Origin of the sequence: Mesorhizobium sp. M1006, assembly GCF_040318825.1 — a bacterium.
Lineage (GTDB): Bacteria > Pseudomonadota > Alphaproteobacteria > Rhizobiales > Rhizobiaceae > Mesorhizobium.
In genome coordinates, this window is record NZ_JAMYMZ010000011.1 from 1 (window position 1) to 15,521 (window position 15,521).

General features: G+C 62.6%; 11 protein-coding genes. 6 read left to right on the top strand and 5 right to left on the bottom strand.

Going from position 1 to position 15,521, the window contains the following annotated elements:
- Nucleotides 1-132: 132 nt before the first annotated feature.
- Nucleotides 133-912 carry an SDR family oxidoreductase gene (locus NKH60_RS12805; protein WP_352816684.1) on the bottom strand — a complete coding sequence of 260 codons (780 nt, stop codon included), beginning with the start codon at nt 910-912 and terminating at the stop codon, nt 133-135.
- A 120-nt stretch (nt 913-1,032) separates the two neighbouring features.
- Between NKH60_RS12805 and NKH60_RS12810 the strand changes: the two genes are divergently transcribed.
- Both NKH60_RS12810 and NKH60_RS12815 read left to right on the top strand, forming a co-directional pair.
- Complete coding sequence (locus NKH60_RS12810; RefSeq protein WP_352471734.1) at nt 1,033-1,854, top strand: UDP-2,3-diacylglucosamine diphosphatase; 822 nt, start codon at nt 1,033-1,035, stop codon at nt 1,852-1,854.
- Between the two features lie 127 nt (nt 1,855-1,981).
- Entirely contained in the window at nt 1,982-3,199 is a 1,218-nt protein-coding gene (locus tag NKH60_RS12815; RefSeq protein ID WP_352872354.1) for an MFS transporter, read from the top strand.
- Here the strand turns inward: NKH60_RS12815 and dgcA are convergent.
- Complete coding sequence (gene dgcA, locus NKH60_RS12820; RefSeq protein ID WP_352872356.1) at nt 3,170-4,153, bottom strand: N-acetyl-D-Glu racemase DgcA; 984 nt, start codon at nt 4,151-4,153, stop codon at nt 3,170-3,172. The genes NKH60_RS12815 and dgcA overlap by 30 nt on opposite strands.
- A 78-nt stretch (nt 4,154-4,231) precedes the next feature.
- Here dgcA and NKH60_RS12825 point away from each other — a divergent pair, with 78 nt between their 5' ends.
- The 4 genes from NKH60_RS12825 to NKH60_RS12840 are packed head-to-tail and all read left to right on the top strand — an operon-like array spanning nt 4,232 to nt 8,314.
- A complete protein-coding gene (locus tag NKH60_RS12825) occupies nt 4,232-5,416 on the top strand; it encodes an ABC transporter permease (protein WP_352833125.1) in 1,185 nt (394 codons plus the stop codon).
- 1 nt (nt 5,417) lies between these two features.
- The gene (locus NKH60_RS12830; RefSeq protein ID WP_352593549.1) at nt 5,418-6,236 is read left to right on the top strand and encodes an ABC transporter ATP-binding protein; all 819 of its coding nucleotides are present in this window, start codon (nt 5,418-5,420) and stop codon (nt 6,234-6,236) included.
- Between the two features lie 13 nt (nt 6,237-6,249).
- Entirely contained in the window at nt 6,250-7,623 is a 1,374-nt protein-coding gene (locus tag NKH60_RS12835) for an MlaD family protein (protein WP_352540616.1), read from the top strand.
- Nucleotides 7,624-7,660: 37 nt separating this feature from the next.
- On the top strand, nt 7,661-8,314 hold the full coding sequence (locus NKH60_RS12840) for an ABC-type transport auxiliary lipoprotein family protein (RefSeq protein ID WP_352742602.1): 654 nt from the start codon (nt 7,661-7,663) through the stop codon (nt 8,312-8,314).
- Between the two features lie 41 nt (nt 8,315-8,355).
- Here the strand turns inward: NKH60_RS12840 and NKH60_RS12845 are convergent, their stop codons facing one another.
- From NKH60_RS12845 to NKH60_RS12855, 3 genes are all read right to left on the bottom strand, one after another.
- Nucleotides 8,356-8,508 carry a macro domain-containing protein gene (locus NKH60_RS12845; RefSeq protein ID WP_352872359.1) on the bottom strand — a complete coding sequence of 51 codons (153 nt, stop codon included), beginning with the start codon at nt 8,506-8,508 and terminating at the stop codon, nt 8,356-8,358.
- 15 nt (nt 8,509-8,523) lie between these two features.
- On the bottom strand, nt 8,524-8,811 hold the full coding sequence (locus NKH60_RS12850) for a macro domain-containing protein (RefSeq protein WP_352872477.1): 288 nt from the start codon (nt 8,809-8,811) through the stop codon (nt 8,524-8,526).
- Between the two features lie 131 nt (nt 8,812-8,942).
- Entirely contained in the window at nt 8,943-15,329 is a 6,387-nt protein-coding gene (locus NKH60_RS12855) for an apolipoprotein A-IV repeat region-like domain-containing protein (protein ID WP_352850208.1), read from the bottom strand.
- Between the last annotated feature and the right edge of the window lie 192 nt (nt 15,330-15,521).

Consider the following 15,521-nt stretch of genomic DNA (forward strand, 5'->3'; position numbering starts at 1 on the left):
AGGCGAGGAGGTCGCGTCGACCTTAATCAAGACGCTTCGGTGCGAGTGGATCCACGGCTTCATCGCCGACTTCTTCAACACTATCGGTCGTTTCCCGCCGTTCCCAGCGGATACCAAAGCGTCAGATACCCACTAAAACGCACTGACATAGAGGCCGCCGTCGACCGGTATGTTCTGACCGGTCAGGTAACCGGCATGGACCGAGCAGAGGAAGGCGCAGATCTGGCCGAATTCCTCCGGTGTACCGAGCCGTTTGGCCGGAACGTTGGCTGCTGCTTGCGCTTTGCGCGCGGCGGCCGCTGCCGGATCTTCGGGCGTGCCGGCCTCCTTCGGATCACGCAGCCGGTCGGTGTCGAGCTTGCCTGGCAGCATGTTGTTGATCGTCACGTTGCGGTCGGCCACCGTGCGCGCGACGCCGGCGAGGAACGAGGTGAGGCCGGCGCGGGCGCCGGACGACAGGTCGAGGCCGGGGATAGGCACATAGACCGACAGCGAGGTGATGTTGACGATGCGGCCGAAGCCGCGCGCCGCCATGCCGTCGATCACGGCCTGAACCAGCTCGACAGGGGTCACCATGTTGTGGGTGACGCCCTCGAGGATCTTTTCGCGGTCGAGCGCGCGGAAATCGCGAAACGGCGGACCGCCATTGTTGTTGACGAGGATGTCGGGATCGGGGCAGGCGGCAAGCAGCGCCTTCTGGACATCGGGCTTGGATACGTCGCCGACGATTTCGGTCACCTTGACGCCGAATTTCTCGCGCAGTTCAGCGGCGGTTTTGGCCAGCACGTCGGCGTTGCGGCCATTGATCACCAGATCGCAACCTGCCTCTGCCAGTGCCATGGCGCAGCCGCGTCCCAAGCCTTTGCTCGAAGCGCAGACGATGGCCTTCTTGCCGCGAATGCCGAGATCCATGGTGATTTTCTCCTCTGATTGCCGCGGCAACCTATCCGGATGGCTGGACCAATCGCAACCGTCATACGGTTGTTGCATGAATCGGGGCATAGGCTCAGGCGAAAGCAACGGTGACAAATGATGTCCGGCGCAGAGCCTCGCACTTTCCGCAGCATGTTCATCTCCGACGTCCATCTCGGATCGAAGGCGGCGAAGGCCGAATTCCTGATCGATTTCCTGCGCCATCACGATGCCGATATCATCTATCTCGTCGGCGACATCGTCGACGGCTGGCGCCTGAGACGAAGCTGGCATTGGCCGCAAAGCCATAACGACGTGATCCAGAAATTGCTGCGCAAGGCGCGCAAGGGCGCCAGCATCACCTACATCGCCGGCAACCATGACGAGTTCGCGCGACAGTTCCAGGGCGTTCATTTCGGCGGCATTGTCGTCGCCGACCGCGCCATCCACGAGACCGCCGACGGCAAACGCCTTCTTGTCATCCATGGCGACCAGTTCGACACCGTCGTCCATAATGCGCGCTGGCTGGCCTATCTCGGCGACTATGCCTACGACGCGGCGATGCTGCTCAACCGCATCATCACACGTCTGCGCCAGGTGCTCGGCCTGCCTTACTGGTCGTTCTCGTCCTGGGCCAAGGTCAAGGTCAAGAAGGCGGTGAATTTCATCGGCTCGTTCCAGACCGTGCTGACCGAGGAGGCGCGCCGCTCGCATGTCGACGGCGTGATCTGCGGGCACATCCACCATGCCGCGATCGAAAGCTATGAGGACGTGCAATACATCAACACGGGCGACTGGGTGGAGAGCTGCACGGCGGTGGTCGAGCATTTTGACGGCAGGATGGAGATCCTGCACTGGGCGCATGTCCTGCCGGAGACTCCGGTCGGCAGCGAGGTGCTCGTGCCGATCGACATCAAGGGCAGGGCAGTCCAGGCGGCTTGACCAAATCCGGCCGCATCTCGCTTCAATCGGTTAGTCCAGCGGTTTCATCGACTTTTTCGCCGTGTTAAGCAGCGGCAGGTGTGGCGGGCCGACCCGGCTGAATGCCGTGCCGACGGATCGCCTGTCAATGTCCTCGCTGCCGCCGCTTTCGCCCGAACAGCTCGTCAAGCCACGCCATTTCGAACTGCGCATGAGCTTGATCTTCTTTACGCTCTTCGTTCCGCTCGGGACGCATGTGCCGTATTTCCCGCTGTGGCTGCAGGCGAAGGGGTTCCATGCCGAACAGATAGCCGTGATCCTCGCCGCGCCGATGTTCCTGCGCGTGGCGACGACGCCTTTTCTTACTGCGCTGGCCGACAAAGCGAGCGACCGCGCCAATGTCTATGTTGCGCTGGTCGCCGCATCGCTGATCCTGTCCGCCGGCTACCTCCTGCCGCCGACCTACGCAACGGTACTTGCCGTGTCGCTGGCCCTGACGGTCGTCTGGACGCCGCATTCGCCGATTGCCGATTCGCTCGCCCTTTCAGGTGTTCGCCGCTTCGGCTCGAATTACGCAAGCATGCGCAAATGGGGCTCGATCTCCTATCTCTGTGCCAATCTCGCCGGCGGTTTCATCCTGTCGGCGAGCGGTGCCCAGGCTGTCCCGGTGATCATCTTCGCGGCGCTGTGTGCCGCGCTAGCCGCCGGACTGATTGCGCCGCGCCTTGGTCGTCCACGCCGCGCCTCGCCGCTTTCGGCCGCCGATATCCAGCAATCGGCACCGAAACTCCTCAACCGGTACTTCCTCTATTTTTCGACAGGCGTCGGCGTCATCACCGCCAGCCACGCATTTCTCTACGGTTTCGTGTCGATCTACTGGAAGTCGATCGGCATCAGCGATTCGGGTGTCGGGCTTCTGTGGGGGTGGGGCGTCGTCGCCGAGATATGCATGTTCGTCGTTTTCACCCGCGCTTTCGCCTCCTTCTCGGTCGTCTCGATCATGCTGATTGCCGGGATCGGCGCGATCGTGCGCTGGTTCGCCTTTCCGCTGATCTGGCCGCTTGGGCTTGGCGTTGGCGGGTTTTTCGCGATCCAGACGCTGCACGCGGTTTCGGTGGCGCTGGTGCTGATCGGCCTGCAAAAGATGATCGGTGAGACGGTCGCGGAAGAACGCACCGGGGCGGCGCAAGGCATCGCCTACTTCTCCAATGGCTTCTTCATGGCGGCGGCGACGCTGATTTCCGGTCCTCTTTACGACCGCTTCGGCGCGAATGGCTTCTTTGCGATGATCCCGATCGCCCTGACGGGCCTGGCTCTGATCGGGCTTGCCGCGCGTTCAGCCCCACAGCGCCCGCTCGGGCGGTGACACCAGCGAACCTTGGTAGACGAGACCGGGAACGCGGTCGCGGGCCAGCAGCAGCGGACCGTCGAGATCGACGAAATCGGCATCCTGCGCCAACAGCACGGCCGGCGCCATCGCAAGCGATGTGCCGACCATACAGCCGACCATGACACCAAGAGCCAGTTCGCGGGCGCGGTCGCGAAGCACGAGTGCAGCGGTCAGGCCACCCGATTTGTCGAGCTTGATGTTGACGGCGTCGTAAAGGCCGACAAGTGCTTCAAGGTCCTTCGCCTCGTGCACGCTTTCGTCGGCACAGATCGGTACCGGATGCGCGATGTGGCGAAGAATACTGTCATGTCCCGCCGGCAGCGGCTGTTCGATCAAGGCGATACCGTGCTCGGCGGCAAAGGCGAGGTTTGCGACGATGTTGTCGTTATTCCAGCCCTCGTTGGCGTCGAGAATGATTCGGCTGTCGGGTGCTGCCGCCGTCACTGCACGGATGCGCGCGATGTCGTTGTCGCCGCCGATCTTGACCTTGAGTAGCGGGCGCTGGGCGTTGGCGCGGGCCTGCGCCGCCATCGCCTCCGGCTCGGCGAGCGACAATGTATACGCAGTCTCGAGCGGTCGTAACGGAACGGTTCGTATCGTATGCGCCACCGGTGTTCCGCTGATCTTCGCTTCCAGGTTCCAGAGCGCGCAATCGATGGCGTTGCGTGCCGCGCCGGCAGGCATGGCATCGAGCAGGGCGATGCGGCTGATGCCGCGCGCGATCTCGCTGCGCATCGCCTCGATCGCGTCGCGCACACCCTCCATGGTTTCGCCATAGCGCTTGTAAGGGACGCATTCGCCGCGTCCTGTACGGCCGTTTTCGGTGATGGCGCAGGAAATCACCTCCGCTTCGGTCTTCGAGCCGCGCGAAATGGTAAAGGTCCCGGCTATCGGAAAGCGCTCGGCCTCGACCGAAATGACACGCGCCATATTTTTCTGCTCCGGCTGTGCAACAAGGAGGATGTCGGCAAATCGACAGGTCGGCCCCGTCAGGCTAAACAGGACGCCATGTTGACCATCCGCAAACGCGACGCAAGCGGCCCTGCCAAGGAGCCCGACCACCAGCCGCGCATCGCGATCGGCGAGGAGGGCGACGTTCTCGGCTGCGCTTTCTCGGGAACCTGGACGACACGTACCGTGGCGCTGGTCGATGCCGAGATGCGCAAGATCGAGAAGCGCGGCGGCTTCAAGACGCTGGCGCTCGACCTTTCACAAATCGAGAAGATGGACACTGCCGGGGCGTGGCTGATCGACCGCCTGGTCAGCAGCTTCGAAAAAAAGGGCGTCGAGATCACGATGCAGGGGCAGAGCGAGATCGCCTCGATCCTGCTTGGCGCCGTCGGGGACGCCGTTCGTCGCGAGCCCGAATCAGGTCCGGCAAAGCCGCCCAACTTCATCATTCGCGGGCTCGAGGCGGTAGGTCGGCGCGTTTATGAGATGCGCGACGATTTCCTGGCCGCAATGAATATCCTCGGCGCCACGATACGCGGCTCGCAGATGAAGCTTGGCCGTGGCCATGCCGTCAACATGGCGGCGATCTTCAACCAGATCGATCGCATGGGTGTCGGCGCCATACCGGTAGTCGTGCTGATGTCGGCCATCGTCGGTGCGATCGTCGCCCAGCAAGGCGCTTATCAGCTCAGCTATTTCGGCGCCGACATCTTCGTCGTCGACCTGGTCGGGGTGCTGATCCTGCGCGAGCTCGGCGTGCTGATGACGGCGATCATGATCGCCGGCCGCTCCGGCAGTGCGATCACCGCCGAGATCGGCTCGATGAAGATGCGCGAGGAGGTCGATGCGCTGAAGGTGATCGGTCTTAACCCAATCGGCGTGCTGGTGTTTCCGCGGCTGGTCGCGCTGGTCATCGCGCTGCCTTGCCTGACGATCGTCGCCAACTTTGCCGCGTTGGGCGGCGGCATTTTGGCTGCATGGCTCTACTCCGATATTGCACCGGCAGCGTTCATCGACCGGCTGCGTGTCGCAATCGACCTCAGCACCATCTTTGCCGGCCTGATCAAGGCGCCGTTCATGGCCATGATCATCGGTATAATTGCCTCGGTCGAGGGCATGAAGGTTGGCGGCAGCGCCGAATCGCTTGGCCAGCATGTGACCGCCTCAGTGGTGAAGTCGATCTTCGTGGTCATTATCCTCGACGGGCTTTTCGCCATGTTCTATGCAGCGATCGAGTTCTGAGATGGCGCTGCCGGGCACAAACACGACCAAGGTGGCGGCGAAAGCCAAAGAAGACGAGATCGTGCTGTCGGCGCACGACGTCACGGTGTCGTTCGCCGATCAGGTCGTTCTCGACAAATTATCGCTCGATATCTGGCGCGGGGAGATTCTCGGCTTCGTCGGTGCCTCCGGTGCCGGCAAATCTGTTCTCTTGCGCACCATCCTTGGCTTGACGCGTAAGCAATCGGGAACAATCAAACTGTTCGGGGTCGACGTCGAGAGGGCAACCGAAAGGGAGCGCCTTCGCATCGACATGCGGCTTGGCGTGCTGTTCCAGCATGGTGCGCTGTTTTCGGCGCTGACCGTCCTCGAAAACGTCCAGGTGCCGATGCGCGAATATCTCGATTTGCCGAAGAAGCTGATGGACGAACTTGCCATGCTCAAGGTCGAGTTGGTGGGATTGCCGCCGGATGCGGCGCAGAAATTCCCCTCCGAGCTCTCCGGCGGCATGATTAAGCGTGCTGCGCTGGCGCGCGCTCTGGCGCTCGATCCGGATATCGTCTTCCTCGACGAACCGACTTCCGGGCTCGATCCGATCAGCGCGGCTGAGTTCGACGAATTGGTCGTCAAACTGCGCGATACGATGGATTTGACCGTGTATATGGTCACGCACGATCTCGACACGCTGTTTACCGCGTGCGACCGCGTGGCGGTGCTCGGCAACAAGAAAGTGCTGGTCGAGGGCACGATCGACGACATGCTCAGGAGCGAGGAACCCTGGGTAAAATCCTATTTCCGCGGAAAACGCGCCCGGCAACTTGATCTTGCGGCGCGCGCATAGCCATAAGTGAGCAATGGAAACCAGGGCCAACTACGTCATTGTCGGCATTTTCACGCTGGCCGCGATCCTCGCGGCTTTCGCTTTCGTCTATTGGACGGCGGCAATCGGCGAAAAGGGTGAGACGACGGTGCTGCGCGTGCGCATTCCAGGCTCCGCTTCGGGGCTCGGCCGTGGCAGTTTCGTGCTGTTCAATGGCGTCAAAGTCGGCGACGTGCGCCGTGTCTATATCGACGTCGACAATCCGACCGCTGCTATCGCCGACACCGAAATAGACCGGAATACGCCTATCACCAAGTCGACACAGGCCGATATCGGGCTTGCCGGCCTCACCGGCCAGGCCAACATCGAGCTCAAGGGCGCCGACCCCAAAGAGCCAAAACTTCTCGACGAGGCGGAAAAGGAAGGCCGTGTCGCCGAGATCGTTGCCAACCCGTCGGCGGTCACCAATCTGCTACAGACAGCGCAGAACATCTTCACCCGCGCCGACAAGGTCCTTTCGGAGCTCGAAGGCTTCACCAAGGATGTTCGCGGGCCGCTGACGCAGACCGTCAACAATGTCCAGACCTTCTCCGATGCACTGGCCAGGAATGCGGACGGCGTCGACAAGTTCCTGGCCAGCGTCAGCTCGCTGGCGGACGAACTGAAGGGTGTTTCGGGCAAACTCGACGGCACCCTGAAGGCGGCGGAAGGGCTACTCAACGCCGTCGACAAGGACCAGATCAAGAGCATCGTCGCCAATGTCGACACGGTCACTTCCAACCTCAAGGAAACCAGCAAGCAGTTCGACACGGTCATCAAGAACGTGGACACCGCGGTCGGCTCGATCAACGACTTCGCCCAGAAGACGCAAGGCACACTGGCCAAGGTCGACGGCGTTCTCGACGGCATCGATCCGGCTGAGGTTCGCACCGCGCTGGCCAATATCCAGAAGGCCAGCGAAAACGCCAACGAGGCTGCCGCCGACATCGCCAAGGTGACCAACAAGTTCGCCAACCGGGCCGACGACATCGACGAAACCATCAAAGACGCGCACCAACTCGCAGGACGCCTCAACGATGCCTCGGTGCGAGTCGACGGTATCCTTGCCAAGGTCGACAAACTGCTCGGCTCCGGTCAGGCCGACGGCGTCATGGCCGATGCCAGGGCGACGCTCAAATCGTTCAAGCAGGTCGCCGACACGCTGAACGCCCGCCTCGGCACCATCACCGACAATCTGGCGCGGTTCTCGGGACAGGGGCTGCAAAACGTCGAATCGCTGGTCCAGGACAGCCGTCGTTCGATCAACCGCATCGAAGAGGCGGTGACCGACCTCAGCCGCAATCCACAGCGGATCCTGTCCGGCGGCGAGGGTGAGGTCCGGCAGTTCGACGGCAGGGTGCGCCGTTGACTTCGGCCTGCGCCCACCGCAAGAACATAGCTTGCGGATGCGCATTGTTTCCACGATCCGGGGGGGATCGCGTTTGAAGTCGATCAGTTCAGGCAGCGTCAGATCGAGTGGGTTCAAGGCCGGAGTGGCACTGCTGGCGCTTTCGCTCGCCGGCTGCGCGGCGCTGGGCGGCAAGCCGGCGCCGCTGGATACATTCGAGCTTTCGGCGCCGTCGCTGGAAGCGCGTGCCCACAGCCGTCGCCAGATCCTCATCGCCCAGCCATCGGCGCTCAAGGCGCTGGACAGCCAGAACATCGTCATTAAGCCATCGCCGCGATCGATCCAGTATCTCAAGGGCGCGCAATGGGCCGACCGGCTGCCGATGATCGTACAGGCGCGGCTGGCAGAGACGTTCCAGCGCTCGGGCAGCTTCACCGGCGTTGGCAAGCCAGGCGAGGGGCTGGCGATCGACTATCAGGTGATCGTTGAGATCCGCTCGTTTGAGGTGCGTGTCGATGGCGGCGAACATGCCGAGGTCGAGCTGTTCGTGCGCCTATTGAATGACCGCAACGGTGAAGTGCGCGCTTCGAAGACGTTTAGCGCCATCGCGCCCGTTTCGGGCAACGGCAACCAGGCCTATGTCGGCGCGCTCGATGCCGCGTTCGGCGATGCGGCCGGGCAAATCGTCCGCTGGACGGACACCGTGATCTGAACCGGGCTAGCTGCTGTGAGGCGGCTGGAGACCGAAGCAGCTCACGGAGCGTATTCGACAAGCGTATGATCTTCGCCCGCGAGTTCATCGTTGATGATTGAGGCTATGGTTTCCCAATCACCTCCAGCCAGCCCTGCGCCAATTTTCGGGTAGCCGATTCTTTTGCCCGCGAATTTACCTTTGACGGCCTGCATGACTTTTCGAATTGCCTAGTAGTCGGCTTTCACGCCTTTGCCCTGCCAATGGAACTGAGTGTAGCCGTTGACAACATGGAAAATGCGGCTGCCTCGCTTGATTTCGGCAACGGATATGCTTCCCAGCTTGGCTGGGTCACCCTTCAATGTCGCGCAATCCGCAGCATATGCTTCGGGAAAACGCTGCTTTATGGAAAGAGCAATTCCTTTGCCCATCTGGCACTGGCAGTTGCATCCATGCACAATGACATCGAACGTTCCGTCGAGCGCAAGCTGAAGCAGATCACCGCGAATTGTCTGCATTGCCACGAGATACCGGCCTCTGCTCTGGGCGCAAACATCCGACCAAATCAGGAGATTTGCGGACTATCTTTTTCAGTATCGGGTCTAAGCAGAAAGGGCAGAGTGCACTTTCTGTTTTCCTGTCCCGCCGCTTAGTGCAGACGGCCGCTGGCATGGGCAAGCATGGTGTAGACCTTGCCGGTGTCCGACGTCAGGTAGGTCTGCGCCATGATGTTGTCGCGGTCGTTGCGCGACACGTCCTTGAGCAGCTTTTCGAAATCGTCGCAGTAACGATCGACAGCAGCGCGGAACTCCGCCTCTGACTGATATTTGCGGCGGATCTCGTCGAACGTCTGCTGGCCCTTCAGCGTGTAAAGTCGGCGCGTGAAGACGTCGCGCTCGCCGCGCCGGTAGCGGTTCCACAACTCGATCGAGGCGTCGTGATCGATGGCGCGTGCGATATCGACCGAGAGCGAGTTCAGCGATTCCACGACATGAAGCGGCGAACGCGCAGCGGGAGCCGGGCGCGGCGCTTCGGCAGGCGCTGCCGGCTTGGCGTCGTCTTCGCGCGATGCACCGGTCAGGAGGTCGCGCACCCAACCGCCCTGCGGCGTGCGGCCGTTGGGGTCGCGTTGGCGCGGCGCTTGGTCTGCGGGACGTTCGAGGTCGAGCGTGCCGCGCAGCGCCGTCTCGCCCGAAGGCGCCTGCGGTGCACGGCGCTGTTCGGGAGCCGGAGCCGGGCGACGTGGCGGTTCGGCGGGGCGTGCGGCAGGCGCTTGCGGCGCCGGACGCAGGTTGCGCTGTTCCGAACTGTCGGCGCTGCGGCCAGATTTCGCAACGATTTCAGAAAGTTCCTTCAGCGCGTTGATCTGCTCTGAAACGGCACGGCGGATAGCCGTGGTTGATTCCTTTGCCTCTTCCGGCATCTCGATGACGCCTTTCTTAAGCTCGGCCCGGGTGAGGTCGAGCTCGCTCTTGATCGAGCCGGCGGTACGCCGCATCTCCTCGGTCGCATCGGCAAAGCGCTTGGTTGCCGAATCGACCACTTCGGAAATCGCGGTACGGATCTTGTCGGCGGATTCCAGCGTCTTGCCCTCGGCGTTCTGCAGCGTCTGGCCGACCAAATTCTCGAACGAGCGCATGACCCTTTCGAGATCTTCCGACTTCTTGACAAGGCCGACGGCGAGGTCCTCCAGCGACGATTGCCTTTCGAGCGTGTGCTCAAGATTGCTCTGGGCCGAGCTCAACAGGTCCGAGGCACTGGAAAGCAACCGGCTGTGCTCGTCGAACTTGGTGGCGATTGAAGCAACCTCGCGTAAGGTCGACGACGACAGCTCGGTGAGCCGCGTCGTGTTCGAATCGACCAGACGCGCCGAACTGGCGAAGGTCTGCGCGGTCTTTTCCGTGGTCGCCGCGAAGCTTTGCGTGCTCCCGGTCAGGCGTTCGTCGACCTGGCCGAGATTGGTCGCCGCCTGCTCGATCAATTGACCGAGCTGCGAGCTGGAGGTGGTCATGCGGCCGATGAGGTCGGCAACGCTGTCGGCAAGCGTCGAGCGCGCGCCTTCGACGGCCGACAGGGTTTCGGCCGTGCGGCTGGCGATGGCGTCGACGAGGGCGGCGTTTTGATTGCGCAGCTTCTCGGTCGCACGTTCGGTGACCTCTTCCATGCTCTTTTGCAGCTCGGAGCCGCCCTGGGCGAAGCGCTCGACCAGAGGCCGCGCCGTCTCGTCCAGGATTTTCGATATTTCTGCCGAACGGGCCGCAAGCATCGTACTGAGCTCGCGAGTATTGGCACCGATGGTCTTTGCAGCGTCATTGGTGCTCTGACCGATATGCTGGCCGACCGCGGTGAAGGTTTCGGCGATGGTGTTGGCACGCGAGACCAGTTGCGCTTCGGCACCCGAGACTTGTTCGTTGAGCTTTTGGCCCATTGTCTCGGCGGAGTAAGCGAGGCGGTTCTCGACGCTGGCGACCTGCTCCTCGACGCGGGCCGCAGTGGCGGCAGCACTCGATGCCAGGCGTTCGTCGGCACCGGCAAGCAGTTGCTCGATTTCACGGGCATGGACTGCGAGTTCCTGGCCAGTCTGCCTGGCGCGTTCGGCAACCCGCTGCTCGGTGCTGGTGAAGGCACCGACAATGGTGTCGGCATGTTCGCCGATTGCGGTGCTGCTGTCAGCGATACGGGACACCAGGCGATGATCGGCCTCCTCGAAGATGCGGCCGATCTCGGACGCACGGGCCGAAAGTGCTTCGGAGCCCTCGGCAATGCGCGAAATAAGTTGCTGGTCGGCGGCATCGAAAATGCGGCCGAGATCCGACGCACGTGCCGCGAGCGCTTCGGCGGATTCGCCGATGCGCACGCCCAGCCGCTCGTCGGCTGTTTCGAAATTGCGCAGGATGTCGCCGGCACGTGCCGCCAGCGACTGGGCCGTTTCGATGGCGCGAGAGACCAGCCTGTGGTCCGCCGCGTCGAAGGTGCCGGCAATCTCACTTGCTCTGGCTGCCAGCTGATCGGCCGTTTCCTGGGCACGCGCGAGCAAGCTGTTCGACGTGTCGTCGACGCGGGCAATCAGTGCGCTCGACGTATCCTCGGCGCGGGCGGCGAGGCGACGATCCGCCTCTTCAAAGGTGCGGGCGATGTCCTCCGCCCTGGCGAGCAGGGCGGCCGAGGTCTGCTCGGCGCGCTCGGCGATCTTGCGGTCGGCATCGCTGAATGCCGCGCCCGCCTGCTCATGCAGCGCGCTGGTAACTTCCATGACCTTCTCGCGCAGCGCGCCGGCGACGAAGACCGCGCTTCTTTCGAGCACACTGCGCACATTGTCGACACCCGTCGACAGCGCCCGCTCCATTGTGCTGGCGCGCTCTTCAATGATGCCTGTCTGCCGGCTGAACGCCTGCTCGATCTTTTCTACGTCCGCAGCGATCGCATCAGAGATGTCGGTGCTCCTGGCGGCGATCTGATCGATATGGCCGGACAGCGAACGGTCGACATCCTTGCGCGTCTCGGCGAGCCTGGAGAGATCGTCCTGCAATGCGCGGGTCAGCATGTCGCGGCCCTCGCTCAGCTTGCCGACATGACCGGCGACAATCTCGTCGACCTCGCTGCGGCTCATTGCAAGCCTCTCCAGGTCGGCTTCCAACGCGCGCCTGAGGATGTCGCGGCCTTCCGCCAGTTTCTCGACCTGGCCGGCGACCAGCCCATCGATGCTCGAGCGGCTTTCGGCCAGCTTGGCGAGATCGTCCTCGAGCGCCTTCGACAGGGTCGAGCGGTCCTGGACGAGCTTCTCTGCGTGGGTTGCGACAAGGCTGTTGACGTTGCCGAGATCGGCTTCCAGCGCACGCGAAAACTGCGCGCGATTATCGGTCAATAGCTGCGACTGATCGGCGATGGCGCCCCTGATCGTGTTGAGATCGGCCTCCAAGGCGCGCTTGAGGATATCGCGGCCTTCGGCCAGTTTCTCGACCTGGCCGGAAACCAGTCCGTCGATGCTCGAGCGGCTTTCGGCCAGCTTGGCAAGATCGTCTTCCAAGGCGCGCTTGAGGATGTCGCGACCCTCAGCCAGCTTCTCGACCTGGCCGGCGACCAGCCCGTCGATGCTCGAACGGCTCTCTGCCAGCCTGGCAAGATCGTCCTCGAGCGCTTTCGACAGGGCCGAACGGTCTTCGGCAAGCTTGTTCATATGTTCGGAGACGACGCCCCGCACGGTCTCGAGATCGGTCTCCAGTGCCCGCGACAGCTGACCACGGTCTTCCGCCAGCTTTTCGGACTGGCTGGCGATGACGCCCTTGACGGTGCTCAGATCGGCTTCGAGCGCACGCTTGAGGATGTCGCGGCCCTCTGCCAGCTTTTCGACCTGGCCGGCAACCATCACATCGATGCTCGAGCGGCTTTCGGCCAACTTAGCGAGATCGTCTTCGAGCGCCTTCGAAAGGGTCGAACGGTCTTCGGCGAGCTTGTTCATGTGATCGGAGACAACGCCCCGCACGGCCTGCAGGTCGCTCTCCAGTGCCCGCGACAACTGGCCACGGTCTTCCGCCAGCTTTTCGGACTGGCCGGCGATGACGCCCTTGATAGCGTTCAGGTCCGATTCCAGCGCGCGCTTGAGGATGTCGCGGCCTTCGGCCAGCTTCTCGACCTGGCCGGCAACCAGCCCGTCGATGCTCGACCGACTTTCGGCCAGCTTGGCAAGATCGTCTTCAAGCGTCTTCGAAAGCAGGCTGCGATCATCGGCGAGCCTGCCCGAATGATCGGCGATCAGGCTCCTGATGTCGGACAGGTCGTTATCGAGTGACTGGGAAAGCCCGCTGCGGTCTTGCGCCAATTTCGCCGAATGGGCCTCGATGAGGCCATTGATGCCGGCAATGTCGGCTTCCAGCGCACTGGCGAGTATGGCGCGGCCCTCGGCGATCTTTTCGACCTGACCGGCGACGAGGCCGTCGATGCTGGCGCGACTCTCTGCCAGTTTGCCGAGGTCGGCCTCGAGCGCGCGCGAAAGGATGCTGCGGCCTTCGGCGAGCTTGCCGACATGCCCGGCAACCATTTCATCAATTATCGTGCGGGCTTGCACGAGTTTTCCAGAGTCTTCGTTCAAGGCCTGGGCAAGCCTGTTGCGACCCTCTTCAAGGCTTTCGAGATGGCTGCCCAGCGAAGCGTCGATCGCTGCGCGCGATTCATTGACCTTGCGCAGATCCTCTTCAAGGGCGCGCGAGATCAGGCCGCGGCCTTCGGCTAGCTTCTGCACCTGGTTAGCCACCGCTGCGTCGATTTCGGCGCGACCTTCGGCGAACTTCGCCAGATCGGCCTGCATTGCCGCCGCCATCCGGTCGCGGCTTTCGGAAAGCTTGCGGCTGTGGTTCTCGACGGCTTCCTCGATGCCGGCGCGAGCATCGGCAAGCCGCTCGATGTCCGTATCGAACGAACGCGATACGACATGGCGCGCCGCTTCCATGCGCCCGGCGAAATCGCCGGCGCGGGCTTCAAGCATGGTCGAGGTCGATGAAATGATATCGGCCATGTCGGCGCCGATCTGGGTCTTGCCCTGATCGATCATCGCCGACAGCGTCTCCTTGCTATCCTGGAAGGTGTGGGCGATTTCGCGCGCGCGCTCGACCAGCGTCTCGTTGATCTGGCGTGCGCGAGCCTCCAGCGCGGCGTTGAGCTTCTGCGTGCCGGTGTCGAGCGCCTCGGCGCGGGTCTGGAACTCGCTGATCAGCGCCTGGCCACGTTCAGCAAGCGTCCGTTCGATGCCGTTGAGACTGGCTTCGAATTCCGAATTGAGTGTGCGAGCGGCACCGCCGAGCAGCGACACCATGCCGCTCGTGCGGTCGTCGAGCAGGTCGGTCAGTGACCGCGTCAGGCCGTCGGTGGTGTCCGTCAGCTTGGCGATCCGGGTGTCGAGCAGGCTGGCGAAGGCCTCGCCCGACGTCGACAGCCGATCGGTGATCGATTCGAGCCGGCCTTCCACCGAATCGAAGATCGACATCGAGCTTCCGTTGATCCTGTCGATCAGCGTGTCGCCGGATTCGTTGATCGTCATCGACAGCTTGGTCGAGGCGTTGAGAATGCTGTCGCGAATGATATCGCTGGCGGCGTTGATCTCGTCTTTCAGTGTCTCGTGGGCGCCGGTGATCGAGGCGCGCACGCGCTCGGCATGGGTGACGACCGCTTCGCGCTCGCTGCCCAGCCCGTCGACCAGCGAGCGGATGCGGGACTCGTTCTCTGAATAGGAGCGCTCGATCTGGTTCACCTCGCTGTGGACCAGCGTTTCGAGCTCGACGGCACGCGCAAGCGTGCGTTCGATGCCTTCGCCCATGGCTGCCACCTCGCGGCGAACCGCTTGGCCGATCATCATGACGCGATCCTGGGCAAGATTTTCCGGCTCGGCCAGACGGAAGGCCACCTCGGTCATCGACTGCGCGGCAAGGCGCATCTCCTGAGCGCGGCGAATCATCACTGCGAATGCCCAGAACAGGATGACGGGCACGATTGCCGCGACCGCCAGGCCGATCAGCTCGGGACGGGCGAAAAACTGATCGAAGGTGCGGATGTTCCAGATGCCAGGTCCGAACAACAGGTTCGCAAGGCCGCCAGCGCCGGCGATCCAGGCCAGCGAAACGAGAGCCACGACCCAGTAGATCGTGTTCGAGGCGCGCCGATTGAGGGTGTGCAGGAGCGTCTTATAGTCTTTTTGACGATCGTCGTTGGCCGGCGAGAAAGCTGCCGGCTGGGAGCCATTGCGCGTTGCGACAGGACGCAACTCAGCCGGCTTGGTCTTTGGCGCGGGATTTGCGATCTGGCCTTGATTGGCGGCAGGTGCCGCGTTCTGGGTCTGGTCCGGGGCAGGCGCTTCGTTCTGGCTGCGACCTTCGCGCGCCAGCTCGTCGGCGGCTTGCGATATTTGCGCTTCGAGATCTTCCATGGATGCAGCCATGTCGAAGTCGCCGCCGGCATCGCCGCTCAGATCGATATCAAGTGCCTTTTCAAGTTCCCTGGCTACGTCGCTGTCGAGCGTTCTTGTCGTCGTTGGTTTCTTCGCCATGCCTTCGCTACCCTGTACAAGCTGCCGCGGGACCTATGGTTGTGCTTATTGATTCTGCCTAGCGTGTCCCGCGCAGGAGGCTGAAAATGGACCTGTCGTATCGTAATGACACAGCCGGGTAAAGAAAACATGCATTCCGCCCGATACGTAAAACTTTAAATATAAGGTTAACACAGCCGTGATTCCGGCGCC

What these genes read in the sequence shown, in the direction of transcription:
- NKH60_RS12805 (WP_352816684.1), bottom strand. Translation starts at nt 912, where the DNA reads ATGGATCTCGGCATTCGCGGCAAGAAGGCCATCGTCTGCGCTTCGAGC.
- NKH60_RS12810 (WP_352471734.1), top strand. Translation starts at nt 1,033, where the DNA reads ATGTCCGGCGCAGAGCCTCGCACTTTCCGCAGCATGTTCATCTCCGAC.
- NKH60_RS12815 (WP_352872354.1), top strand. Translation starts at nt 1,982, where the DNA reads ATGTCCTCGCTGCCGCCGCTTTCGCCCGAACAGCTCGTCAAGCCACGC.
- dgcA (WP_352872356.1), bottom strand. Translation starts at nt 4,153, where the DNA reads ATGGCGCGTGTCATTTCGGTCGAGGCCGAGCGCTTTCCGATAGCCGGG.
- NKH60_RS12825 (WP_352833125.1), top strand. Translation starts at nt 4,232, where the DNA reads ATGTTGACCATCCGCAAACGCGACGCAAGCGGCCCTGCCAAGGAGCCC.
- NKH60_RS12830 (WP_352593549.1), top strand. Translation starts at nt 5,418, where the DNA reads ATGGCGCTGCCGGGCACAAACACGACCAAGGTGGCGGCGAAAGCCAAA.
- NKH60_RS12835 (WP_352540616.1), top strand. Translation starts at nt 6,250, where the DNA reads ATGGAAACCAGGGCCAACTACGTCATTGTCGGCATTTTCACGCTGGCC.
- NKH60_RS12840 (WP_352742602.1), top strand. Translation starts at nt 7,661, where the DNA reads ATGCGCATTGTTTCCACGATCCGGGGGGGATCGCGTTTGAAGTCGATC.
- NKH60_RS12845 (WP_352872359.1), bottom strand. Translation starts at nt 8,508, where the DNA reads ATGCAGGCCGTCAAAGGTAAATTCGCGGGCAAAAGAATCGGCTACCCG.
- NKH60_RS12850 (WP_352872477.1), bottom strand. Translation starts at nt 8,811, where the DNA reads ATGCAGACAATTCGCGGTGATCTGCTTCAGCTTGCGCTCGACGGAACG.
- NKH60_RS12855 (WP_352850208.1), bottom strand. Translation starts at nt 15,329, where the DNA reads ATGGCGAAGAAACCAACGACGACAAGAACGCTCGACAGCGACGTAGCC.